The sequence below is a fragment of the Phytopseudomonas daroniae genome, assembly GCF_004327275.1.
Lineage (GTDB): Bacteria > Pseudomonadota > Gammaproteobacteria > Pseudomonadales > Pseudomonadaceae > Aquipseudomonas > Aquipseudomonas daroniae.
The window spans coordinates 284,609-307,563 of sequence record NZ_QJUJ01000001.1 but is presented as its reverse complement, the minus strand read 5'-3'; the positions used below and the strand labels follow the sequence as shown (position 1 = coordinate 307,563).

At 62.5% G+C, this 22,955-nt stretch carries 18 protein-coding genes; 8 read left to right on the top strand and 10 right to left on the bottom strand.

Features of this window, described 5'->3' with window-relative positions:
- Nucleotides 1-11 precede the first annotated feature (11 nt).
- Nucleotides 12-1,001, bottom strand: a complete 990-nt coding sequence (locus DNK10_RS01510; RefSeq protein ID WP_165495933.1) for a tripartite tricarboxylate transporter substrate binding protein — start codon at nucleotides 999-1,001, stop codon at nucleotides 12-14.
- Between the two features lie 393 nt (nucleotides 1,002-1,394).
- Nucleotides 1,395-2,348 (bottom strand): LysR family transcriptional regulator, encoded by a 954-nt coding sequence (locus tag DNK10_RS01505; protein ID WP_131190359.1) that lies wholly within the window; start codon nucleotides 2,346-2,348, stop codon nucleotides 1,395-1,397.
- 155 nt (nucleotides 2,349-2,503) lie between these two features.
- Between DNK10_RS01505 and DNK10_RS01500 the strand changes: the two genes are divergently transcribed.
- The gene (locus DNK10_RS01500; RefSeq protein ID WP_131178899.1) at nucleotides 2,504-3,685 is read left to right on the top strand and encodes a fumarylacetoacetate hydrolase family protein; all 1,182 of its coding nucleotides are present in this window, start codon (nucleotides 2,504-2,506) and stop codon (nucleotides 3,683-3,685) included.
- Nucleotides 3,686-3,771: 86 nt separating this feature from the next.
- Here DNK10_RS01500 and DNK10_RS01495 read toward each other — a convergent pair whose 3' ends face one another.
- The 4 genes from DNK10_RS01495 to DNK10_RS01475 all read right to left on the bottom strand — a co-directional run bounded on the left by DNK10_RS01495 (nucleotide 3,772) and on the right by DNK10_RS01475 (nucleotide 9,542).
- On the bottom strand, nucleotides 3,772-5,181 hold the full coding sequence (locus DNK10_RS01495) for a M16 family metallopeptidase (protein WP_131190358.1): 1,410 nt from the start codon (nucleotides 5,179-5,181) through the stop codon (nucleotides 3,772-3,774).
- On the bottom strand, nucleotides 5,181-6,824 hold the full coding sequence (locus tag DNK10_RS01490) for a Na/Pi cotransporter family protein (RefSeq protein WP_131190357.1): 1,644 nt from the start codon (nucleotides 6,822-6,824) through the stop codon (nucleotides 5,181-5,183). Before DNK10_RS01490 ends, DNK10_RS01495 begins: the two co-directional genes overlap by 1 nt.
- 422 nt (nucleotides 6,825-7,246) lie before the next feature.
- Nucleotides 7,247-8,020, bottom strand: a complete 774-nt coding sequence (locus tag DNK10_RS01485; RefSeq protein WP_131190356.1) for a TerC family protein — start codon at nucleotides 8,018-8,020, stop codon at nucleotides 7,247-7,249.
- 607 nt (nucleotides 8,021-8,627) lie between these two features.
- On the bottom strand, nucleotides 8,628-9,542 hold the full coding sequence (locus DNK10_RS01475; protein WP_131190355.1) for an AEC family transporter: 915 nt from the start codon (nucleotides 9,540-9,542) through the stop codon (nucleotides 8,628-8,630).
- Between the two features lie 159 nt (nucleotides 9,543-9,701).
- Here DNK10_RS01475 and DNK10_RS01470 point away from each other — a divergent pair, with 159 nt between their 5' ends.
- Nucleotides 9,702-10,349: a TetR/AcrR family transcriptional regulator gene (locus DNK10_RS01470; protein WP_131190354.1), complete on the top strand. Its 648-nt coding sequence runs from the start codon at nucleotides 9,702-9,704 to the stop codon at nucleotides 10,347-10,349.
- A gap of 6 nt (nucleotides 10,350-10,355) precedes the next feature.
- Here the strand turns inward: DNK10_RS01470 and DNK10_RS01465 are convergent, their stop codons facing one another.
- The 4 genes from DNK10_RS01465 to DNK10_RS01450 all read right to left on the bottom strand — a co-directional run bounded on the left by DNK10_RS01465 (nucleotide 10,356) and on the right by DNK10_RS01450 (nucleotide 16,490).
- Complete coding sequence (locus DNK10_RS01465; RefSeq protein WP_131190353.1) at nucleotides 10,356-13,904, bottom strand: molybdopterin cofactor-binding domain-containing protein; 3,549 nt, start codon at nucleotides 13,902-13,904, stop codon at nucleotides 10,356-10,358.
- Nucleotides 13,895-14,389 carry a (2Fe-2S)-binding protein gene (locus tag DNK10_RS01460; RefSeq protein ID WP_131190352.1) on the bottom strand — a complete coding sequence of 165 codons (495 nt, stop codon included), beginning with the start codon at nucleotides 14,387-14,389 and terminating at the stop codon, nucleotides 13,895-13,897. Before DNK10_RS01460 ends, DNK10_RS01465 begins: the two co-directional genes overlap by 10 nt.
- Nucleotides 14,390-14,899: 510 nt before the next feature.
- Nucleotides 14,900-15,349: a MarR family winged helix-turn-helix transcriptional regulator gene (locus DNK10_RS01455; RefSeq protein WP_131190351.1), complete on the bottom strand. Its 450-nt coding sequence runs from the start codon at nucleotides 15,347-15,349 to the stop codon at nucleotides 14,900-14,902.
- A gap of 88 nt (nucleotides 15,350-15,437) precedes the next feature.
- A complete protein-coding gene (locus DNK10_RS01450; RefSeq protein ID WP_131178908.1) occupies nucleotides 15,438-16,490 on the bottom strand; it encodes a 2,5-dihydroxypyridine 5,6-dioxygenase in 1,053 nt (350 codons plus the stop codon).
- A 318-nt stretch (nucleotides 16,491-16,808) separates the two neighbouring features.
- Between DNK10_RS01450 and DNK10_RS01445 the strand changes: the two genes are divergently transcribed.
- The 6 genes from DNK10_RS01445 (at nucleotide 16,809) to DNK10_RS01420 (ending at nucleotide 22,853) form a co-directional block, all read left to right on the top strand.
- Nucleotides 16,809-17,957, top strand: coding sequence for an FAD-dependent monooxygenase (locus DNK10_RS01445; RefSeq protein ID WP_131190350.1), 1,149 nt, complete (start codon nucleotides 16,809-16,811; stop codon nucleotides 17,955-17,957).
- Entirely contained in the window at nucleotides 17,954-18,775 is an 822-nt protein-coding gene (locus DNK10_RS01440) for an alpha/beta fold hydrolase (protein ID WP_131190349.1), read from the top strand. Before DNK10_RS01445 ends, DNK10_RS01440 begins: the two co-directional genes overlap by 4 nt.
- Nucleotides 18,772-19,524, top strand: a complete 753-nt coding sequence (locus tag DNK10_RS01435) for a maleate cis-trans isomerase family protein (protein WP_131190348.1) — start codon at nucleotides 18,772-18,774, stop codon at nucleotides 19,522-19,524. The genes DNK10_RS01440 and DNK10_RS01435 overlap by 4 nt, the downstream gene beginning before the upstream one ends.
- A gap of 10 nt (nucleotides 19,525-19,534) precedes the next feature.
- Nucleotides 19,535-20,173 carry an N-carbamoylsarcosine amidohydrolase gene (locus DNK10_RS01430; RefSeq protein ID WP_208738773.1) on the top strand — a complete coding sequence of 213 codons (639 nt, stop codon included), beginning with the start codon at nucleotides 19,535-19,537 and terminating at the stop codon, nucleotides 20,171-20,173.
- A 182-nt stretch (nucleotides 20,174-20,355) separates the two neighbouring features.
- Nucleotides 20,356-21,672 (top strand): MFS transporter, encoded by a 1,317-nt coding sequence (locus DNK10_RS01425; protein ID WP_131190346.1) that lies wholly within the window; start codon nucleotides 20,356-20,358, stop codon nucleotides 21,670-21,672.
- A 104-nt stretch (nucleotides 21,673-21,776) separates the two neighbouring features.
- Nucleotides 21,777-22,853 carry a nucleoside hydrolase gene (locus DNK10_RS01420; RefSeq protein ID WP_131190345.1) on the top strand — a complete coding sequence of 359 codons (1,077 nt, stop codon included), beginning with the start codon at nucleotides 21,777-21,779 and terminating at the stop codon, nucleotides 22,851-22,853.
- Nucleotides 22,854-22,955: the final 102 nt, after the last annotated feature.

Here is a 22,955-nt window from a genome sequence, read left to right as displayed (position 1 = left end):
AAAGGAACGGCTTACTTCTTCATGCCGATCTTTTCGATGATGCCGCCCATGTAGGTATTGTTCTTTTCGAGGAACGTGGAGAAGTCGGCGGCGTTGCGCCACTCGATGCCAAAGCCGAGCTTGTGCATGTAGTCCTGGTACAACTCGGAGTTGTAGGCCTTCTCCAGGGCCGCTTCGAGCGTGGCGACGATCTCCGGTGGCAGGTTTTTCGGCCCGGCGATGCCGCGCCATTCACCCAGCGAGTAATCGCTGCCCAGGCTTTCCTTGAGGGTCGGGATGTCCGGGAAGGCCGGGTTGCGCTCGGGCGAGAGGATCGCCAGGCCCTTGGCCCTGCCGGCATCGATCATCGAGCGGGCTTCGGGCACCGAGGTCGGCACCAGCTGGATACTGCCGGCGGCCAGTTCGACCATGGCCGGGGCTGCACCCTGGCTGGGAACGAAGGTGATCTTGTCCGGCTCGATGCCCTGCTCCAGCAACAGCCCGGCGAAGGCCACGTGCCAGATGCCGCCCAGACCGGTACCGGAGGCCTTGATAGTGCCTTTTGGCTGGGTGCGAATGGTTTCCAGCAGGTCGCTGACGCTGTCGTAAGGCGCGTTCGCCGCCACCTGCACGCCCGGATAGTCATAGTTGGTCATGGCGATCGGGGTGAAGTTCTCGTAGGTCAGCTTGGTCAGCCCCTGCCAGTGCATCATGTTCAATTCGCCAGTGATGAAGCCCAGCGTATAGCCATCCGGCCTGGCGCTGGCCATCACGCTATGGCCGACCACCCCGTTGCCACCCGCACGGTTGACCACGTTGATGGTGACACCGAGCTCCTTCTCCAGCGCCGCGGCGATCCCGCGTGCGGCGGCATCGCTGCCGCCCCCGGCGGCCCAGGGGACGATCAGTTGGATGGGCTTTTCCGGATAGGCTGCCATGGCCATGGGGGAGATGAGCAGCGTGCAGAGCAGGAGGGATTTGCAGGTATGCCGCGAAGCGCGCGCAGCCAGGTAGGAAAGCATGCTTGTCACCTATTGAAATTATTGTCAGTGATCACGCCGATGCAGTGAGTGCCCGGTCGCGATAGCCCATGCCAGAGCGGTGGACATGGCTTGCACACTATTGTCTGGCAAGCCGGGCTGTCTAATGAGGCTTGGTAATCACGCCATAACGAGAGGTTATTCCGAGGTGTTCAGTACCTGGCGCAGTAGGTAGGGTGGGTTAGCGACGCCGGGCACGGACTGACGGGTACCGCTGTCGTGGTGCGTCGCGGATGGCCGCCCCGCGTAACCCACCAGGCGGTGGAAGGTGTTGCACCCATGGTGGGTTACGCCGCCCCGGAAACCGCGAGTTGCCCGACATATGCAACAGGCGGCTAACCCACCCTACGAGAAACCGTTCGACCGCCAGTCGATCTATGGTGTGACAGCAGGATTGTCCAGCACCTGGCGCAGAGCCTCGCAGAACTGCGTTGCATTGGCCGACAGCGGCTCGTCCTTGCGCCGGATCAGGCCGTAGCCGAGCGACGGTGTCTGCAGCGGAGGTTGCAGCAGCACCAACTGTCCCAGGGCGACCTGCTGCAGGACGATGGCCTCGGGCAGCAGGGCCAGGGCCTGGCTATGGCGCAACAGGTGCAGGGTGGACTGTACGGATACCGTTTCCACCCGGTTACCGGGGAAGGGGATACCGGCATCGCCGAAGGCCTGTTCGATCATCCGCCGCAGCGGGGTGTTGGGTGGATAGACCACCCAGGGCCATTGCTCCAGGTTCCTGGCACTGGGGGCTGTCTGTCGGGCCAGCGGATGGGTGGGGTCGGCGCACAGCAGGAAGGGTTCGCTGGCGACCTCCTGGTAGCTGAAGTGCTCCTGCTGGCGCGGTTCGGTAAAGCGTCCGATGACCAGATCCAGCTGTTTGTGCAGGAGCATCTGCAGCAACTGGTCGCTGGTGTGTTCGAACAGTTCGATGGTCAGCAGGGGACGTTGCTGTTTCAGCTGCAGCAGGGTGCTCGGCACCACCTGGGCGGTCGCGGCAACGATGGCGCCGATGCGCAGGTGGCCATAGCCGCCCTGGCGCAGGCTTTCCAGTTCCAGGGCGAAGTGTCGGCAGTCGTTCAGGGTGCGCCTGGCGTAGGCGATGACGATCAGGCCGAGTTCGGTCGCCACCAGTTCGCGGGGTTGGCGGTCGAACAGGAGGAAGTCGAGCATCTGCTCGATCTCGCGCAACATCTTGCTCACGGCCGGCTGGCTGAGCCCCATCCGTTGCGCGGTGGCGTGCATGTTGGTGGTGTCGGCGAGGGTCTCGATCAGTTGCAGATGGCGTAGACGCAGCCAGTTATGCAGCGTGGGAAGCTTGCTCGGGTTCGCTGTCATGGGGTTACCAGGAGGTTCGTGGTGATAACCAAGGCGTATCGAGTGTTGACGATTCGTCATTGGTCACCGATGCAAATGCTTGGTTATGGTCGCACAGCATCAGTCCTGTCCTCCATTGACCCATGCGCCCACCCACATAATAAAAGAGCTCGTATATGGCCCGTCCTGTAATCCTGACCCCCGACAACACGCTGCCTGAAGATGGTCTGACCGGTACTCTGATCGGGCGGATCTGGCTCCCCGGTGCGATTGCGGGGCCTGTCCCCGTGCTGTTGCATGAGCATGGCGTTTTCGACCTCAGCGCACTGTCTCCCACACTCGCCGGACTGTGCGAGCGGGAGAATCTTCACGCGCATGTGCACGATAGCCGCATGCCGCGAGTCTGCAGTGTGGCCGAGTTGCTTGCCAATAGTGGCAGCGAGCGCGATGAGACACGCCCGAGCCTGTTGGCACCAGCCGACCTGCAGGTGATCAAGGCGGCAGGGGTGACCTTCGCGTCGAGCATGGTCGAGCGGGTGATCGAGGAGCGCGCCGGCGGCGATCCGCAGCGTGCCGAGGAAATCCGTGGCCAGGTGCGCGAAATGATCGGCGATAATCTGCGCAGCCTGGTTCCGGGTTCGGAGAATGCAGCGCGCCTGAAGGTTCTGCTACAGGAGAAAGGGCTGTGGTCGCAGTACCTCGAGGTGGGTATCGGCCCGGATGCCGAGGTGTTCACCAAGGCCCCCGTACTGGCTGCCATGGGCAGCGGTATGGACATCGGTATTCACCCGAAGTCAGCCTGGAACAATCCGGAGCCGGAGGTGGTGCTGGTGGTCAACAGCCGGGGTCGAGTGATCGGCGCCACGCTGGGTAACGACGTCAACCTGCGCGATTTCGAAGGGCGCAGCGCGCTGTTGCTGAGCAAGGCCAAGGACAATAACGGTTCCTGCGCCATCGGGCCGTTCATTCGCCTGTTCGACGCCAGCTTTGGTATCGACGATGTACGCAACTGCGAGGTGGATCTGCGAGTCGAGGGCGAGGACGGTTTCGTGCTCAACGGCCGTAGCAGCATGAGTCAGATTAGCCGCGACCCGCTGGATCTGGTGGGCCAGACGTTGAACGCCAACCATCAGTACCCCGATGGATTCCTGCTTTATCTGGGGACACTGTTCGCACCCACTGAAGATCGCGACCAGCCGGGCAGCGGCTTTACCCATAAACTGGGCGATCATGTCAGCATCAGTTGCCGCCAGCTTGGCGGTTTGCATAACCGTGTGCAATACAGCGATCAACTGGCCGCCTGGCAGTTCGGCTTGTTGGCGCTTATCAGAAACTTGGCGGAGCGTCGGTTGCTTTGAGCTCGTCTGCGTACCGTCGGTTAGGCGTAGGCCGGATGCTGAGTCAGCGCCAATGGCGCTGATGAATCGCTCGTAAAATTCTTCTTCTAGTTCGTCCGGGGCCCTTTGCCTCTGCGTGACATCCTGCACAGGCCCAGAGCGACCAGCAGCAGAAACAGCGCCAGACCGGCAGCGCCCGCGTACAGTCCCGTGGTGCTCAGCAGCGGTTTTTCCACCCGCTGGTAGGTGGGCTGTTTCAGGAGCAGATTCAACGCTGCGTCGAGCTGTGCGGTGTGGATCTGGCGCAGCTCCTTGGCCGGGTCGGCGAAACGGCCTTCTTCATAGTCGCTCAGCGAGTTCCAGTAGTAGTCGGCGAGAGCGCTGTTGCCCTGGGCTGTCCAGTTCTGGCGGGCGAGGGCGACGTTGCGCAGGCGCTCGACGGTTTCAGCGTCCAGGCCGTCACGCGCGAGCTTGTGCAGCAGGTCGTGCAGGCGCTGCACGGTTTCCTCGACATCGCTGCGTGCTACCTCGGCATTGATGCTGAAGAAGCTGCTGCCGGCGTAGGCACTACGTTCGACGCTCGGGCCATAGGCCAGGCCGTGCTCGAGACGCAGATCGCGATACACCGCCCATTGCAGGTAGTCGCGCAGCAACTGCCAGGTGGCGTGGTCGAGTACGCCGACCCAGGGTTCGGCAAAGATCAGATGTACCTTCGCCGTCTCACCGACCAGGCCATTTCTCAGCGTACGTTCAGGGTCGGCGTTACCGGTGCTTTCCGGCAGTTCGCGCAGTTCTGGCATGGGGCCGGGCGGCAGTTCGCCGAAGCGGCGTTCGAGGTAGGCGGGCAGGCGTCGATCCAGGTCGCCGACCATGATCAGGGTCATGTTGTTGGCGACGTACCATTCGCTGCGCAGGCGCTCCAGAGCGTCGGTATTCAGATGCTCGAGCGAGTCGGGTTCGGCACAGGCCAGGCCAAGTTCCGCAGCCAGTTGCCCGGTGGCGTCATCAGCGCCGACAGAACTGTCGAGCAGCCGCTGCCAGGCTGCAGGATGTTCACCGTTTTCATGGCTGATCACGCGCTTGGTCGCCTCGATACGCGCTTCGCTCAGCTCGGTGTTGAACAGCGCGGCGAGCAGCAGGTCGAGGGCGGCGCGCTGATTGGCTGCCGGCACCTCGAGGACGAAGGTGGTGTCGCTGTCGCGGGTGTAGGCGTTCCAGTCACCGCCCAGTGCCTGCATGCGTTCTTCCAGCCCGGCTTCGCCGCTGTCGTCGATGCCGCTGAACAGCAGATGTTCGAGCAGGTGCGGCAGCTCCTTGTGGCGGCAGTCGAACTGATCGAAACCGACGCCGACCACCAGGCGAATGGATACATGGCCCCGTTCACTGGTGGGCTTGAGGATCAGCTGCATGCCGTTATCCAGCGGGTAGCCTTCCACCTTGAAGCGATCCGCCGCCAACAGATGGCTGCACAGCAACAGGTTCAGAAGCAGCGTTAGCGTGCGGCCGGTCGAGAGCACTACTCGCCACCTTCTTCGGCGAGCAGGGCGCCGGTTTCATGGTTGCCGAGTACGGCGTAGGCGCTGGCGCAGAACAGAGAATTGAGGCGTTTCATGTCGTCGATCAGTTCCAGATGCAGAGAGCTGGTTTCCAGACTCTTGACCACTTGGTGGTGCAGACGTTCGACATGTGAGTGGGCCACCCGGCGCTCCTGGATACGGAAGCGCCGCTTCTCGCGCAGCAATTGGCGAGCAGCATCGGCGTCAGCGGAAAAGAACACCGACAGGCCCAGGCGCAGGTTGCCCAGCAGGCGCTCGTGCAGTTCGGTGAGCTCTTCCAGGCCGCTATCGGAGAACGCGTGGCGCTGGGAGGTTTTCTCGTCCTGAATCTTGCCGAGCATGCGTTCGATGATGTCGCCGGCGCGCTCCAGGTTCGCCGAGAACTCGATGATTTCGGCCCAGCGCTGGCTGTCCTGTTCGCCCAACTCCTCTTGCTGTACCTGGGCCAGGTAGAGTTTCACGGCGGTGTAGAGCGCGTCGATATCGTCGTCGAGACGGCGCAGATCCTTGCCGAGAATCGGCTGGCTGCCACGCAAGGCGTCGAGCAGATGGCCGAGCATACTGTCGACCAGGTCGCCGATGCGCAGGGTTTCGCGAACCGCGTTGGACAGCGCCAGGCTTGGCGTGGACAGCGCCGTGGGGTCGAGGTGACGGGCCCTGGCGACGGCGTTCATGTCCGGGCGATCCGGCAGTAGCCAGTTGCAGAAGCGCGCCATGAGGCCGAGGGTCGGCAGCATCAGCAGGCAGCGCAGGGTGTTGTAGAGCAGGTGGAAGCCGATCACCAGTTCCGCCGAATGCCACTCGAGGCTGTCCAGCCAGTGCACCAGTGGATCGAGTACCGGAATCACCAGCAGCAGGCCGATCAGCTTGTACAGCAGGCTGCCCAGGGCCACGCGACGCCCGGCCTGACTCTGCATGCTGGCGTTGAGAAAGGCCAGCACGCCGCTGCCGATATTGGCGCCGATCACCAGGCCGATGGCCACCGGCAGGCCGATTACCCCGGAGCCGGTCAGCGTGGCAGTCAGCAACACGGCAGCCAGGCTGGAGTAGGAAATCAGTGCGAACAGCGCACCGACCACGGCGTCGAGCAGCAGGTCACCGGTGAGTGAGGCGAACAGTACATGGATGCCCTTGGCCTCGGTGATCGGCGTGGCGGCGGCGACGATCAGTTGCAGGGCCAGGATCATCAGGCCCAGGCCGATGGCCACGCGGCCGAGCTGGCCGGCGCGGGTCTGCTTGCGGGAGAGGAAGAACACCACGCCGAGGAAGATCAGCAGCGGCGACAGCCAACTGAGGTCGAAGGTCAGTACCCGCGCCATCAAGGCGGTGCCGACGTCGGCACCGAGCATGATCGCCAGCGCCGGGGTCAGCGCCATCAAACCCTGGCCGACGAAGGAAGTGACCAGCAGTGCCGTGGCGTTGCTGCTTTGCACCAGGGCGGTCACGGCGATACCGGCGACGAACGCCATGGGCCGTTTGCCGACGTTATGGCTGAGCATGCGACGCAGCTGCGAGCCATACACCCGCAGGATGCCGGTACGCACGATATGAGTGCCCCAGATCAACAGGGCAATGGCGGAAAGCAGATTGAGCAGAGTCAACATCACGCATCTCCCTGATACGCAGATTCGATCCCGTGACTTGGGATACTGCCGGTGACGGGCCGGTGCAGGCGTCAGTCACATACGGGCATACGGTTTGTCGAACAAGCCTTCAATTTGACTGTAGTTGCAGAGCGATGCAGCGCCTCGGCTGAGTCGAGTCGCTGCGTGGCATGTCGAACGCAGTTCAGTTGTCGGCAGCTGCTGACATCAGCCTCATGCAACGCGGTGATAGGCACTTGGAGGGACGACCGCCGACTAAGTTCGTAGAGGATTTTCGAGCGGGCATGCGGCCTGCCGCCCGGTTCCTGCACAGGCAGGGCGCGGCGCGGCAAGCCGGAGGTCGGTGTGCGCCTTTTCTTATCAGCCACGAAAAACGGAGCCAGTACAGACTCCGTTTTTCATGTTGCATCAGCGTAAGCCGATTACTGGCCAGGAACATCCTTGCGCAGTTTCACCGGCTCTACGTCGTCCAGGCCTTCCTTGCGGCGGCGGGCGGTACGCAGACGGATATTCAAGGCTTCCACGCCCAGCGAGAAGGCCATGGCGAAGTAGACGTAGCCCTTCGGCACGTGAACTTCGAAGCTTTCGGCGATCAGTACGGTACCGACCACGATGAGGAACGACAGAGCCAGCACCTTCAGGCTCGGGTGCTTCTCGATGAAGTCGCTGATGGCGCCAGCGCAGAGCATCATCACCAGTACGGCAACGACGATGGCGGCGACCATGACCGGCACATGGGAAACCATGCCGACCGCGGTGATCACCGAATCCAGCGAGAATACGATATCGATGATGGCGATCTGGATGATGGTACCGATGAAGTGCTTGGCCGCGCCCTTGGGCTGATCCACGCTTTCTTCTTCGCCTTCCAGGCTGTGATAGATCTCGCTGCTGCTCTTCCAGAGCAGGAACAGACCGCCGAAGAACAGGATCAGGTCACGGCCGGAGATGCCCTGGCCGAAGACGTGGAACAGGTCGGTGGTCAGGCGCATGATCCAGGTGATGGAGAGCAGCAGCAGGATACGCGTGACCATGGCCAGGGCCAGGCCGAAGAAGCGGGTGCGCGCCTGCAGGTGTGCCGGCATGCGACTGACCAGAATTGCGATCATGATGATGTTGTCGATGCCCAGAACGATTTCCAGAGCAGTCAGAGTCAAGAAAGCAACCCAGATTTCCGGGTTGGTCAGCCATTCCATTAGAGGTTCCTTGCAGGTGATTGAATGCCTGGCGCTGATGCGGCCAAGAGGCCGAATTCTAGCGCCAGTGGTGTGAAAATTTCGTCAAAATGTTCGCGCGTCAGCTACCAAATAGTGGAAATACACCCAGTACCAGTGCGGTGACCAGGATGGTCATGCACAGCAGTGCTGCCCACTTCAGGGTGAAACGTTGCAGGTCGCGAACTCGATCTTCGCCAGGCCGATCAGCAGATAGGCCGCAGGTACGGGCCGAAGGTATCAGGGATGACCGCCAGCAGGCTCTTGGACATTTATTGCCCACTAGGAAATCTATATCTGGTAGCCCGTAGGTTGGGTCGGGCCGTGCAGGTGAAACCCATCAACTGCCGATGGGTTGTACCCATCCTACGACCTACTTGCGTACTCGTGAAGTTCGGGGTGAACGACATGCGTGGGCTGCTACAAGGCGTAAGCAGATGTAGGGTGGATGACGCTCTTTTCATCCACCAGCCCGTAGGATGGGTGAAACCCATCAATTTCCGATGGGTTTCACCCATCCACGACCGTCCGCTTGCGCCACTTTGCTGCCTAAATACCAGAAACCTGCCTTGAAGATCATGAACAGGTTCTAAAGCACGCGCTCCAGGAGATAGAGCATCCCTACCAGCGAAGCGGCGGCGAGCAGATGCTGCAGGGTGATGATGCCCGCCATCAGATTTCCATCGCCGCCCAACTGGCGAGTGAGCACGTAAGAGGTTGGCGCGGTAGGCAGGGCGAAGAACAGTACCAGCACGGTGCTCTCCATCGCAGGCAGTTGCAGTGCATAAGCGACAGCGAAGGCCAGCAGCGGCATCAGCAGCAGGCGCAGCAGGCTGTTCCAGGCCAGGGCTGGAACTTCGCCGCCCAGCTGTTCCGGTTTCAGCGCCGCGCCGACGCACAGCAAACCCAGTGGCAGGCTAGCGGCGGCGAGCAGGCTCAACAGGCGGTCGCTGCCGCCAGGCAAACCCAGGCCACTGAGGTTGACCAGGGCGCCGGCCAGACAGGCGAGGATCAGTGGGTTGCGGATGATCGGCAGCAACAGGCTGCGCACGCTGACGCCGCGCTCGGCGGTCAGTGACCAGACCGACAGTACGTTGACCGCTGGCACCATCAGCGCCAGCATCAGCGCGGCCAGGGTCAGGCCTGGCTGGCCGAACAGGCTGCCCACTGCAGCCAGGCCCAGGTAGGTGTTGAAACGCAGGATGCCCTGGCTGAATGCGCCGAAGCGCGACGCCGGCCAACCACGCAGACGGCGTACGATCAACAGTGCCAGCCAGGCGATACCCAGGCCGAGCAGCACGGCCAATGCCAGACGCGGCAGTTGCGGGTTGTCCAGTGGCGCGGTGGCCAGGCTGTTGAACAGCAGGGCAGGGAACAGAATGAAGTAGTTGAGACGCTCGGCGCCGGGCCAGAAGGCTTCGCTGGGGAAGCCGCGACGACGCAGTTCATAGCCGCTGACGATCAGCGCGAAGAGTGGCCAGAGGGCCAGAAGCAGGTCAGTCACGGGAGCCCCCGGTGGTGGTGGGCGCCTATCTTCGCCAGCGTTTGCCGATCATGCAAGCCGTCGAGGCGGTGGGGTAGACGCGTCGTAGCCAGGTGAGCGTCTTGGAGCGGATGTTGCCGATGACGCATACTTCGCTTCCCTTTCCTCTGCGGAGTACCCATGGACAAGCCCAAGAGCGGCACCCGGGTCGCCCAGGCCGATCGCAGCCGTGCGGCGATTCTCAAGGCCGCCGTCAGCCTGTTCAGCCGCCAGGGCTATGCCGGAGCCCGCACCGAGCAGATCGCCAGCCTGGCCAAGTGCAACGAGCGGATGATCTATTACTACTTCGGCAGCAAGGATCAGCTGTTCGTCTGCGTGCTGGAGTCCATCTACGAGCGTTTCAATCGCGCCGAGGCGCGTCAGTGCTTCGACCTGAGCCGACCCGAGGAGGCCGTGCGCCAGATGGTTACCTTCATCTGGGGCTATTACCTCAAGCACCCGGAGTTCATCACCATCCTGGGCACGGAAAACCTGCTCAAGGGCGTGCACGCGCGCAAGTCCGGCAACCTGCGCGCGCTGTCCGGCAAGGCCGTCGGCGTGCTGCAGCCGATCATCCGGGCAGGGCAGGAGCAGGGGCTGTTCCGTGAGGATATCGAGCTCAACCACGTCTACCTGATGATTGCCTCGCTGTGCTACTTCTACAACTCCAACCTGCACACCCTCAGTTGCTTTCTCGACGACGGCCTGGCCACTGCCGAACAGAAGCAGCGCTGGCTGGATTTCATCTGCGATCTGGTGCTGCGTGGCCTGCGCCGCGTGCACGGTTGACGGTGATCAGTGGCTGCCGGGGTTGGCGCGGACATGGGCAACTTTCTCGGTCAGGCCGTTCCAGGCCGGGCGTTCGCTGGCGAAGCGGTGGCGTAGATAAGCGACCAGCTCCGCCACCTGGCGATCACTGAAGCTGTCCTTGAAGGCCGGCATGTAGCCCAGCTCCGGGGTGGCTGGTTTGTCGATGCCATGCAGGATGACGTTCAGCAGGTTGTCCGGTATCGCGCTATGCACGTTGCTGTTGACTGCCATCGATGGGCTCACGCCGAACAGCTTGGGGCCGAGACCATCGCTGTGGCAGGCCTGGCAGGCACCTTCGAAGGTACGCTGGCCGCGGGCCAGCGCCAGGGCATCGGGTGCATTGGCGGTGCTTGCGGTCGTTGTCTGCGGTGCGGGCGCATCGAGCGATATCAGGTAGTTGGCGATGGCCTGCACATCGCTTTTGGGCAACATCGCCAGTTCGCTGACCACTGGCCCCATGGGCCCTGCTGCCACGCCATGTCGCTCGGAAAAGCCGCTACTCAGGTAGTCGCTGAGTTCGGTCTCCGTCCAAGGTGTGGCGTTGCTGCGCAGGCCGCTGAGTGCCGGTGCTTCCCAGCCGTCGACCATGCCGCCGGCGAGAAACGACTGACCGCCTTTTTCTGCCCCCAGCAGGTTGCGTGGCGAGTGACAGGCCGCGCAGTGGCCCAGGCCGTTGACCAGGTAGGCGCCACGGTTCCATTGCTCGCTGCGCGTGGTGTCGGCCTGGTACTCGCCACGCCCGAGAAACAGCGCGTTCCAGCCGGCCATCAGTGGGCGGATGTTGAACGGGAAGCTCATCCGGTTGGCCTGCGCCGGCTGCTTCACCGGTGCTTGCGACATCAGGTAGGCGTATAGCGCCTGCATGTCGGTGTCGTTGATGTTGCGAAACGCCGTATAGGGAAACGCCGGGTACAGGTGGCGGCCATCACGGCTGATGCCCTCGCGCATGGCCCGTTCGAAGGCGCCGAAGGACCAGGAGCCGATACCCGTTTCACGATCCGGGGTGATGTTGGTGCTGTACAGCGTACCGAAGGGCGTATCCATGGCCAGGCCGCCGGCGTTGGTGACGCCGTCCGGGGCGGTGTGGCAAACCGCGCAGTCGCCAGCGGCCGCCAGCAGGCGACCGCGCTCCAGGGTGGCGGCAGACCAGGTTGCCGATGCCGCTGGCGCCACTGGAGCGATTTCCGCACGCCAGGGCAGGGCGGTAGTCAGCAGCCCCAGCGTCGCGCCAAACACCCCGGCCAGTCCGCCGAGCCACCATTTGCCGCGCTTGCTGGCGGCGGATGAAGCTGGCGTTGCAGTGCCGCCTGCTTCGCCACCATTGAGTGCGGCGCGAACCCGCTCGGCGGTGATCGGCAGCTCGCGAAAGCGCAGGCCGGTGGCGTCATAGATGGCATTGGCGATGGCCGCCGCGCTCGGCACCGAAGCCGATTCGCCGCTGCCCATGGGCGGCTCCGTCTGCCTTGGCATCATCATCACGTCGATGGCGGGCACTTCGGGAAAGGTCAGGATCGGGTAGGTGCCCCATTCGGTGCTGGCGACCCGGGATTCCTCGAGCTGCACCTGCTCCTTGAGTACCCGGCTGGTGGACTGCACCACATTGCCGTGGATCTGATGACGCACGCCCTCGGGGTTGATCATCATGCCGGCGTCGTGGCCGATCACCACGCGGGTAACCGCCACCTCGCCGGTGCGCTTGTCCACGGCCACATCGGCGACCCAGGCCGCCCAGGCGGCGCCGAAGCCGGGAAACTTGCTGTGGATATAGCGGGCATAGGCGAAGCCGCGACCGCGCAGCACGTCACCCTCGGCAGGCGTCTGCTGTGGTTGGGTTCTGGGTTGCCAATCGGCGCGTTCGGCGGTGGCCTGAATCAGATCCCTGGCGCGAGGGTCGTCCAGGTGCTGCAGCCGGTATTGCACGGGGTCTACCCCGGCGGCGAATGCCAGTTCGTCGATGTACGACTCGTGGGCGAAGCTGTTCGGCATGGCGGAAACGCCGCGCATCCAGGATGCACGCACCAGCGGCGCCATGTCGTTGATGGTAACGCGCATGTGCTCATAGTCGTACGGCGGGATCGAGGTGCGGTCACCCATCTCGAACATCATCGGCAGCGGTTCGACACGGCCGGTGAGCAGCAGCGCCAGGGTCGGCGCACCGTTGGACGGATAGCTGGTCTGGAAGTCATAGGCGCTGATGCTGCCATCGGCGTTCAGGCCGCCGTCCACCTCCATCAACTGGGCCGTGCCCTTGGGCTCCCACAGGTGTTCCTGCTCTCGGGTCAGTTGAACCCGTACCGGCTTGCCCACCGCGCGTGACAGCAGCAGGGCGTCGGCGCAAACATCGTCGGCGCAGTTGCGTCCATAGCACCCCGCAGCTTCCATGCGGATCACTTCGATCTGGTTTTCATCGCACTCCAGCAGCCAGGCCAGATCGGCGCGCAACAGATGAGGATTCTGGGTGCCGGACCAGACCCGCGAGTGCTGCTCGCCGTAATCGGCCAGGGCGCAGGATGGGCCGATCGAGGCGTGCAACTGGTACGGCCACAGGTAGCTGCGGGTCAGCCGCTGATCGGCACTGGCCAATGCCTGCTCGACATCACCCTTGTCCAGCACGGTGCGGGCGATGCGCGGGTTATCGCGGATCGCCTGGGCCACATCGCGCATGTCGGGCAGCTTGTGCGTCCAGGGCTTCCACTCGATCTTCAACTGCTGCGCGGCGCGGATGGCCTGTTCCTCGCGCTCGGCGACCACGCCGACGAAGTCGCGAATCACCACCACGGCGACGATGCCGGGGATGTCGGCGATGGAGTTTTCGTCGACCGCCAGCAGGCTGTTGCCGACGAACTCGCCGCTATCGTAGCCGGCGTACGGTGGGCGCACCACTCGGCCATGCAGCATGCCGGGCAAGCGCATGTCGTGGACGTAGGTGAGTTCACCGGTAGCCTTGGCCGGGATATCCACACGCGCGGCGCCCTGGCCGACCAGGCGATACTCGTTCGCCGGTTTGAGGGGGGCGTCGCCGCTGATGTGCAGGCGGATGTGCTGGCCGGCGACCAGTTCGCCGAAGCTCAACTGGCGGCCGTCAGGGTGGCGGAAGTAGCCGCGTTCCAGGGTGAGCTGCTCGCTGTTCGTCTGCCAGCGCTCGCTGGCCAGTTGGTTCAGGTGCCGCCGTGCTTCGGCAGCGGCATTACGCAGCGGTACGGCGCTGATCTGGATGGTGGCGCTGGCGATGGTAGCGCCCTGGTTGGGCGCGCGTTCGGTGTCACCGAGCACCATCTCCACCTGCTCCAGATCCAGGTTCAGTTCCTCGGCGACGATCTGCGCCAACGAAGTGCGGATGCCGGTACCCAGGTCGACGTGGCCGTTGAAGGCATACACCTGGTCTTCGCCCGTGATGGCCAGGAACAAACCCAGCTCCCTGGGCTTGGCTTCGGCACTCTGGCCTTTGGGCATGGGCCCGGAGGGCGGCTGGATGGTATCGACCACCAGCAGTACATCCTGGCGTTCGAGCCATTGGTCACGAGTCAGGCGCATGGGGTTTCTCCGTGCGGGGCGGCGGGGCGGCCAGCGGCGCGCAGGGCCGCGCGCATGATTTCGACATGGGTACCGCAGCGACACAGGTTCGCCGAGAGCTCGTTGCGCAGTTCTGCGTCGCTGGGATTGGGGTTGCGATCGAGCAGGGCCTTGAGGGTCATGATCATGCCGTTGAGGCAATAGCCGCACTGCGCTGCCTGCTCGGTGATGAAGGCCTGCTGCACCGGATGGGGACGCTCGCGGCAGCCCAGGCCTTCCAGGGTGGTCACCGAGCGGCCTGCGGCACCGGCCACGGGGAACACGCAGGAGCGAGTGGCGCGACCATCGACGATGACCGTGCAGGCGCCGCATTCACCGAGGCCACAGCCGTACTTGGGGCCATTGAGGGCAAGGTCGTTGCGCAGGATGTACAGCAGCGGAGTCTGGGGTTCGGCGCTCAGTTGCACCGTTTTCCCGTTCACCTGCAGGGTCAGGTTCTTTTCCATGGGATGCCTTGCTACGTCGTCGGCCCATGTCCCGTCGTTACCGTTGTACTCAGGGAAAGGGTTTTTTGTTCATTAAGTGCTTACTACATGAAACTCTGATCATGTAGGCAAGGAACGGGCCAGCGGCGAGGCGGCAGAGGGATAATGGCCGGCGGGCGTTTACTCATGGACGTCCGCAAGAAGGCGCAAACGGCCATTCGTGGACGACGCTTCACCTACGCGGCCCGACCCGTCCACCGCTCTGCGATCGCAATGGTGGATGAAAAGAGCGTCATCCACCCTACGTCCGCTATCGACTTGTAGGTCGTAGGATGGGTGAAACCCATCGGAAATTGATGGGTTTCACCCATCCTACGGGCTACATGAAACCCTGATCATGTAGGTAAAGAACGGGCCAGCGGCGTGACCTGGACGGACGAGCGGCAGAATGCGTGAAACCACGCCGCATGGCATGGCACTGATCGATGGGGTTGGCTGCTGATACCGCGCCGCGGATTGGTGCGGCGGGGGTCAGTCGCTGCTGTCGTTCATCTTGCGCAGCAGGTAGAGGATGGCGATACGTTCGCCCGGGTTGAGGCTGCCCATGGTCAGCTCGCTGATCTGCTGGGCACAGGGAATCATCTCGGTCAGCAGGGTCTGGCCGGTGTTGGTGAGTTCGACGATGACCTTGCGACGGTCGTCCGGGTCTGGCGACAGGGCGACCAGATCACGAGCTTTGAGGCGCTCGACGATGCCGCGGATGGTGGCCTGATCGACGGCGGTGGCCTTGATCAGTTCGGCCTGAGAGCTGGGGCCGTGATCGCGCAGGGCACACAGGGTGACGAACTGGATGGAGGTGAGCTGGGCGTCGCAGGCGTTCTGCTGGAAGATCGCCGTATGGCGCTGGTAGGCCTTGCGCAGCAGATGGCCGATCTGCTCGGTCACCTGATAGCTGTCTGCTGGGAAATCGTCGGTCGACATGAGAGAGGTTCGGTTCGAGGCGCAAGGTGCCGAGTATAACCGCGTAGCGTTGTTACCGGGGAGCGGCTCCCGCCGCCCCCGAAACGGATCAATGGGCTCTGGAGGCTTCGGGATACACCACGTCGCCGGCCAGCACCACGGCCCGGTCATCCAGGTAGATGTCGCAGTTGCGCAGCGGGATGTCCAGGTGGCACGGCGTCTTGCGGGTGCCGCCCACTTCGGTGTTCGGGCCGGTGGAGAACAGGAAGTTGCCGTAGAAGGCGCGAGCGTCCATGCACATGCCGTCGTTGCGATCATGCAGGCCCATGGCCGTCCACTGGGCACGGGGCTGGAGGCCCCAGCCGATGTGGGAAATACCGTAGACCTCGGGATCCTTGAAGTACTTCAGGTAGTCGCGCAGGTACTCGGCTTCGAAACCGCCGTGGATGCCGGTGATGAAGCCCTTGTCGATCTCCAGGGTGATGCGCTCGCGGCAGTAGTTCTTGAACGGCAGGAGGATGTCGCCGACGTCGAGCACCAGGGTGCCCTGGGCGCTTTCCTCGTTCGGCCAACTGAACAGGAAGCCGCTGGGCCAGTGATCCCAGCGCCCTGGTTCGTCGGCGAAGCCGTATTCGGTGACAGCCGGGTACTGTCCCAGATCGGCATGGAAGTCGCTGCCGGCAGCGGATTTCACATGCAGGCTGCGAGCCTGCTTGAGCAGGGTTTCGCTGGCCAATACGCGGCGCTTGTCCTCCTCACTGGGCAGCATGCGTGCCAGCACTTCGGGCGGCTCCACCGCCAGCAGGATGCGGGTGCCGGTCTTGAGTATCTGCTCCTGCTCCGGCGAGTGCAGAAGCATCATGGTATCGACGACCAAGTCGGCGGCCTCCAGGGCGCGCTGTGCGGCCAGATTGCCGGTCAGCGCGGTATCGCCGCAGTAGGCCGTCATGTCGTTGCCCATCGCTCGCGGATGGTTGAAGGACGGCAGTTCCACCGCATACACCTTGGCCTTCAGGCGCTGCGCGGCATCCATGGCGGCGCGCACGGTTCGCGGGTTCGAGTAATGGCTCTTGAGAATGGCGACGCTCTGGGTCGCGTCGACCCTGGACAGGGTCAGCACCTGTTCGAACATCTGGGTCAGTTCGCTATCGCTTACCGGCATGACATGCCTCCTGGTGGACGTGAATAGGTTGCACCGGGTTGGTGCCTTGCGCTGCTTTTCGGTGCGTATTTATAGAGCATGCACTCTATTTGTCTAGATCAAACACCAAGCTAAAGCAGTTGGCAAGGTTCTTGGTATTGCGTTACCTATCTACACATTTACTGGCCTGTGATGTTGTTTGTCTATTTTTAGCATTCGAACAGCTGTTTTTAAAAAATCGCAAAAGGCCTCTTCACTTTTAAAAAATATAGTGCATACACTGTAATTGTCTGGCGGGAACATCCCGCATGGTCGTACCCAAGAAGAGGAGACATGCCCATGGGGGCTCAGCAGAAAATTGCCATCGTCGGTGCCGGCCTGGGAGGCGCGGCTGCCGCCACCTTGTTGCAGCAGGCAGGGTTCGAGGTCACCGTCTACGAACAGTCACCGGAGTTCTCCCGGCTGGGGGCTGGCATTCACGTCGGGCCGAACGTGATGAAGATCTTCCGGCGCATGGGCCTGGAGAAACCGCTCGAGGAAATGGGTTCGCATCCTGATTTCTGGCACAGCCGCGATGGCGAGAGCGGTGACTACCTGTCGCGCATTCCGCTGGGCGAGTTCGCCCGTCGCGAGTACGGCGCGTCCTATATCACCGTTCATCGTGGCGACATGCATGTCTTGCAGATGGACAGCATCGCGCCGGGCTCGGTGCAGTTCGGCAAGAAGCTGGAGCGCATCGTCGATGAAGGCGATCAGGTGCGCCTGAGTTTTACCGATGGCACCGAAGCCACCGCCGATATCGTCATCGGTGCCGATGGCATCCACTCGAAAATTCGCGAGGAACTGCTGGGCGTCGAAGCGCCCATCTACAGTGGCTGGGTGGCGCACCGCGCGCTGATCCGCGGCGACAGCCTGGTGCGTCACGCCGATCTGTTCGAGCCCTGCGTGAAGTGGTGGACGGATGATCGCCACCTGATGGTCTATCACACCACCAGCAAGCGCGATGAGTACTACTTCGTCTCGGGAGTGCCACATGAGGCCTGGGACTTCCAGGGCAATTATGTCGACAGCAGCCAGGAGGAAATGCTGGCCGCGTTCGAGGGCTATCACTCAACGGTGCAGAAGCTGATCCGCTCCACCGAGGACATCACCAAGTGGCCGCTGCGCAATCGCAACCCGCTGCCTCTGTGGAGTCGTGGTCGCCTGGTGTTGCTGGGCGATGCCTGCCACCCGATGAAACCGCACATGGCACAGGGTGCCGGCATGGCGATCGAGGATGCGGCGATGCTGACACGCTGCCTGCAGGAAACCGGATTGTCGGATTTCCGCACGGCTTTCGAACTCTATGAGGCCAATCGCAAGGAGCGTGCCTCGCGCGTGCAGGCCGTTTCCAATGCCAATACCTTCCTGCGTACCCAGGAAGATCCTGCCTGGGTCTATGGTTACGACCTCTATGCCCAGCCGCTGAAGAGCGGGGTAGCGGCATGAGCACCCTGATCGGCGGCGGCAACGTGCAGGCCAACGGCATTCGCCATCACTACCTGCGTTACGGCGGGCAGGGCCCGGTGCTGCTGCTGGTGCCTGGCATCACCAGCCCGGCCATCACCTGGGGGTTCGTCGGCGAGGTGCTGGGGCGTCAGTTCGATACCTATATCCTCGACGTGCGTGGCCGTGGCCTGTCGTCGAGCGGCCCGCAACTGGCCTATGACACCGACACCTGTGCCGCGGACATTCTCGCCTTCGCCGCGGCGCTGGGGTTTACGGGTTATAGCCTGCTCGGGCACTCGATGGGCGCGCGCTTCGCCGTTCGCGCCGCTGCGCTCGGTGCTCCAGGGCTGGAGCGCCTGGTGTTGATCGACCCGCCGGTCTCCGGCCCAGGCCGGCGTGCCTACCCGAGCAAGCTGCCCTGGTACGTCGACTCGATCCGCCAGGCCGAGCAGGGCATGGATGCCGAGGCGATGAAGGCCTTCTGCCCGACCTGGAGCCAGGCGCAACTGCAACTGCGCGCCGAGTGGCTGCACACCTGCTTTGAACCGGCCATCGTGCAGGCCTTCGAGGAGTTCCACACGGTGGACATTCACCAGCATCTGCCGGCCGTGCGGCAGCCCACGTTGCTGATGGTCGCGGGGCGTGGTGGGGTCATCGAGCCGGCCGATGAAGCCGAGCTGCGCGAACTGAAAACCGACTTGCAGGTCGCTCGTGTAGCGGATGCAGGACACATGATCCCTTGGGACGATCTCGAGGGGTTCTTCGCTGCCTTCGGCGACTTTCTCGGTCAGCCGATTAGCCAGGGGATTCAGCCATGAACAGGCTCTACCGTATCGGCCAGATCGTGCCGAGTTCCAATACCACCATGGAAACCGAAATCCCGGCGATGCTGATGGCGCGCCAGGCCATTCGCCCGGAACGCTTCACCTTTCACTCGGCGCGCATGCGCATGAAACAGGTGAAGAAGGAAGAACTGGCGGCCATGGATGCCGAGTCGGATCGCTGCGCTTTGGAGTTGTCCGACGCCAGGGTCGACGTACTGGGCTACGCCTGCCTGGTGGCGATCATGGCCATGGGGCTGGGCTATCACCGCCAGTCCGAGCGGCGTCTGCGCCAGGTAACGACCGACAACGATGCCAACTCGCCGGTCGTCACCAGCGCCGGCGCCCTGGTCGAAGCGCTCAAGGTCATGCAGGCCAGGCGTATCGCCATCGTCGCGCCGTACATGAAGCCGCTCACCGAACTGGTGGTCAACTACATCCGCGAGGAAGGTTTCGAGGTGGTCGACTGGCGTGCCCTGGAAATCCCCGACAACCTCGATGTGGCCCGCCATGATCCGGCCAACCTGCCAGGCATCGTTGCCGGCATGAACCTGGAGGGGGTCGACGTGGTGGTGCTCTCCGCCTGTGTGCAGATGCCATCGCTCGCGGCGGTCGCCAAGGTCGAGGCGCAAACCGGCAAGCCGGTGCTGACCGCGGCCATCGCCACCACCTACGCCCTGCTCAAGGCGCTGGATCTGGAGCCGGTGGTGCCGGGTGCCGGCGCGCTGTTGTCCGGCGCTTATTGAGGAGATGGCCATGCAGGAGCAAAGCCTGAGCGACAACTACCAGGGCGTATGGGGGCAGCGTATCGGTTTCGGCAGCCGTCCCGCCCTGCTGATGATCGACTTCATGCAGGCCTACACCACACCGGGCGCTCCTTTGTATGCGCCGGGCGTGGTCGAGGCGGTGGAACAGTCGGTAGCGCTGCTGGCCGGCGCCCGCCGCGCCGGTATTGCATTGGTGCACAGCAATATCCGCTACCGAGCCGACGACTGTGCCGATGGCGGCATGTGGGTGCGCAAGGCGCCGGTGATGAAGGCCATGGTCGAGGGCAACCCGTTGGCCGAGTTCTGCCCGCAGCTGGCGCCGCAGCCAGGCGAGCAGGTACTGACCAAGCAGTACGCCAGTGTGTTCTTCGGCACGAGTCTGGCTTCTCAGTTGCACGCGCAGGGTATCGACACACTGCTGCTGGCCGGTTGCTCGACCAGCGGCTGCATCCGCGCCAGCGCGGTGGACGGCGTGCAGCACGGCTTTCGCACCATCGTCGTGCGCGAGTGCGTAGGAGATCGGCACCAGGCTCCGCACGAGGCCAATCTCTTCGACATCGACAGCAAGTACGGTGATGTGGTCGGGCTGCAGGAGGCCCTGGCTTACCTCGATCAACTGTCTGCGTGAATACCCAATAAGGAATCTGCGGTACGCCGCTTTTTCCACTGGTCATCCTCGTGCAGGATGGCCGCCGCGCCCATGGTGTGGCACTGACGCTGCCTTGGAAGGTCACCAGTTGGTGGCGCCTGGGTGCGTCGACAACTGCTGGCTTCAACAAAAATCACAAGTCACCGCCAGGAGACAACGCAATGTCTTACGTACCCACCACCAGCACGGCCCTGGGCAGTGCTACCGACAGCACTCGCGAGCTGTACCGCAAAGTGACCTGGAGGCTGATCCCCTTCCTGTGTTTCTGCTATCTCGCTGCTTATCTGGATCGCATCAACGTCGGCTTCGCCAAACTACAGATGCTCGGCGATCTGCAATTCAGCGAGGCCGCCTACGGGCTGGGCGCCGGTCTGTTCTTCGTCGGCTACATCCTGTTCGAGGTGCCCAGCAACCTGGTGCTGGAAAAGGTCGGTGCCAAGGTCTGGATCGCCCGGATCATGATCACCTGGGGCCTGCTCTCGGCCTGCACCATGTTCGTCACCACCACCACCCAGTTCTACATCATCCGTTTCCTCCTGGGCGCCGCGGAAGCCGGCTTCCTGCCCGGGGTGCTGTACTACCTGACGACCTGGTACCCGACTTACCGACGTGGCCGAATCATTGCGCTGTTCATGATCGGCCTGCCGCTTTCCAGCGTCATCGGCGGGCCGCTTTCCGGCTGGATCATGAACCACTTCGATCAGGTGCACGGTCTGCGCGGCTGGCAGTGGCTGTTCCTGCTGGAGGCCATTCCCAGCGTACTGTTGGGTATCCTGACCTTCTGGGCGTTGCCCAATCACTTTAATCAGGCCAAGTGGCTCAATGCCGATGAAAAAGCGCAGCTGGCCAGCGACCTGGCAGCCGACGATGCGGAAGGCAAGGGCAGCAAGCACAGCTTCCGTGACGGCTTCTTCAACCTCAAGGTGTGGATGCTCGGTGGCATCGACTTTTCCATCCTGCTCAGTGCTTATGCCATGGGCTTCTGGATGCCGACCTTCATCCGCAATACCGGTGTCATCGATACCTTCCACATCGGTTTGCTGACGGCAATACCAAGTCTTGCCGCACTGGCTGGCATGCTGTTGATCGGCGCCAGTTCCGATCGCCATCGCGAACGCCGCTGGCACATCATCGTGCCGTTCATCATCGGCGCCATCGCCATGGCCAGCAGCACCGTTTTCAGTCACAACCTGGTGATGACGGTAACCCTGTTCGCCATTGCCTCGGCAGCGATCATCGGCGCCGTGCCGGTGTTCTTCAGCCTGCCGGCGACCTTTCTCAAGGGCACGGCGGCGGCCACCGGTTTCGCCCTGGCCTGCTCGCTGGCCAATATCGCCGGTCTGGTGAGCAACTCGCTGATGGGCCTGGTTACCGACCTGACTGGTACCAGCCACGCGGCGCTGTGGTTCTTCGCCGGCTGCCTGCTGCTCAGCTGTTTCCTGGTGATCGCGCTGCCGGCCAAACTGGTCAATCGCTGAGTAATTGTTCGACTGCAGTCATCCCTGACATAGATGATTGCAGGCAGCCTTTGGATCACGTTCTAACCCGCTACCCAAAATGATAAACCGTCAGGTGAACTCCAATGCGAAGCCTTTTCAAACGCTGTGCATCCGTTATTGTTGTGGCCATGTCGGCAAGCTCGCTACAGGCCACTGAGAAAGTAATTTTCGATACCGATTTCAATGTGCTTAACGATGATGGTCAGGCTTTTATCATGCTGGCCCAACTGCATGCGCAAAAACGTATCGACCTGCTGGGTATGACGCTGGTCAGCGGTAATGCCTGGGTAGACCAGGCGCAGGTCGATGCCCTCAAAGCTGTCGAGCGTATGGGCGTGGAAAAGGAAATCGGTGTATATACCGGAGCGGCGTACCCGCTGCTGCACGACTTCGCTACCTATCCACAGGAACAGGCGCTCTTCGGCGCCGGTTGGCCCGGGGCGTTCAAGAGCGCGCGCCCCACTTCCGCCGATCAATTGATCGCACCACCCGACGGCCTGGCAACCCATACTCAACTGCGCAAGGAAACCGCACCGCAGTTCATCATCGACAGCGTCCGTGCCAACCCTCACGAAGTGACCCTACTGGCCGTTGGCCCGCTGACCAACCTTGCGCTAGCGATCCGTCAGGCCCCGGACATCGTACCGTTGATCAAACGCATTGTTTACATGGGGGGCGCCATCGATATTCCGGGCAATACCACTCCGGCTGCCGAATTCAACTGGTGGTTCGATCCGGAAGCAGCAAAGATCGTCCTGCGCTCGCCGATCGAGCATGTGATATTCCCGAACGACGTCTGCGAAAAGGTCATTTTCGATGCGTCTGTATACAATCGCATCGTGGCGAAAAAAGGATCGATTCCCGATCTCTACAAGCATGAGTTTGGCTCACTGTTCGATAAGGACCCCGGCTACCAAAGCTTTACCTGGGATAGTTTGCCAGCATTGTTCCTTGTCAATCCGCAGATGGTCACCGAGTCTCGCGAGATGTGGGTCGACGTCGATGTTCAGTTCGGGCCAAATTATGGCCGCGCTCTGGGTTACAAGAAAAACGCGCCAGTGGCTACCCAGAAAGCCAAGGTAATCTTCGCCATCGACCAGAAAAAATTCTGGGATGACTATGTATCGCTGGTGACTCTGCCGACACCGATCAAGCCATAACCAAGTCTGTTGTTAGGGTTGAATACGCCGCGGCCAATACCAAACGGCTCTCAATAGCGACATCCCAGATCATTTTCTGCGCCAGGACTCAAGAGTCGCCGA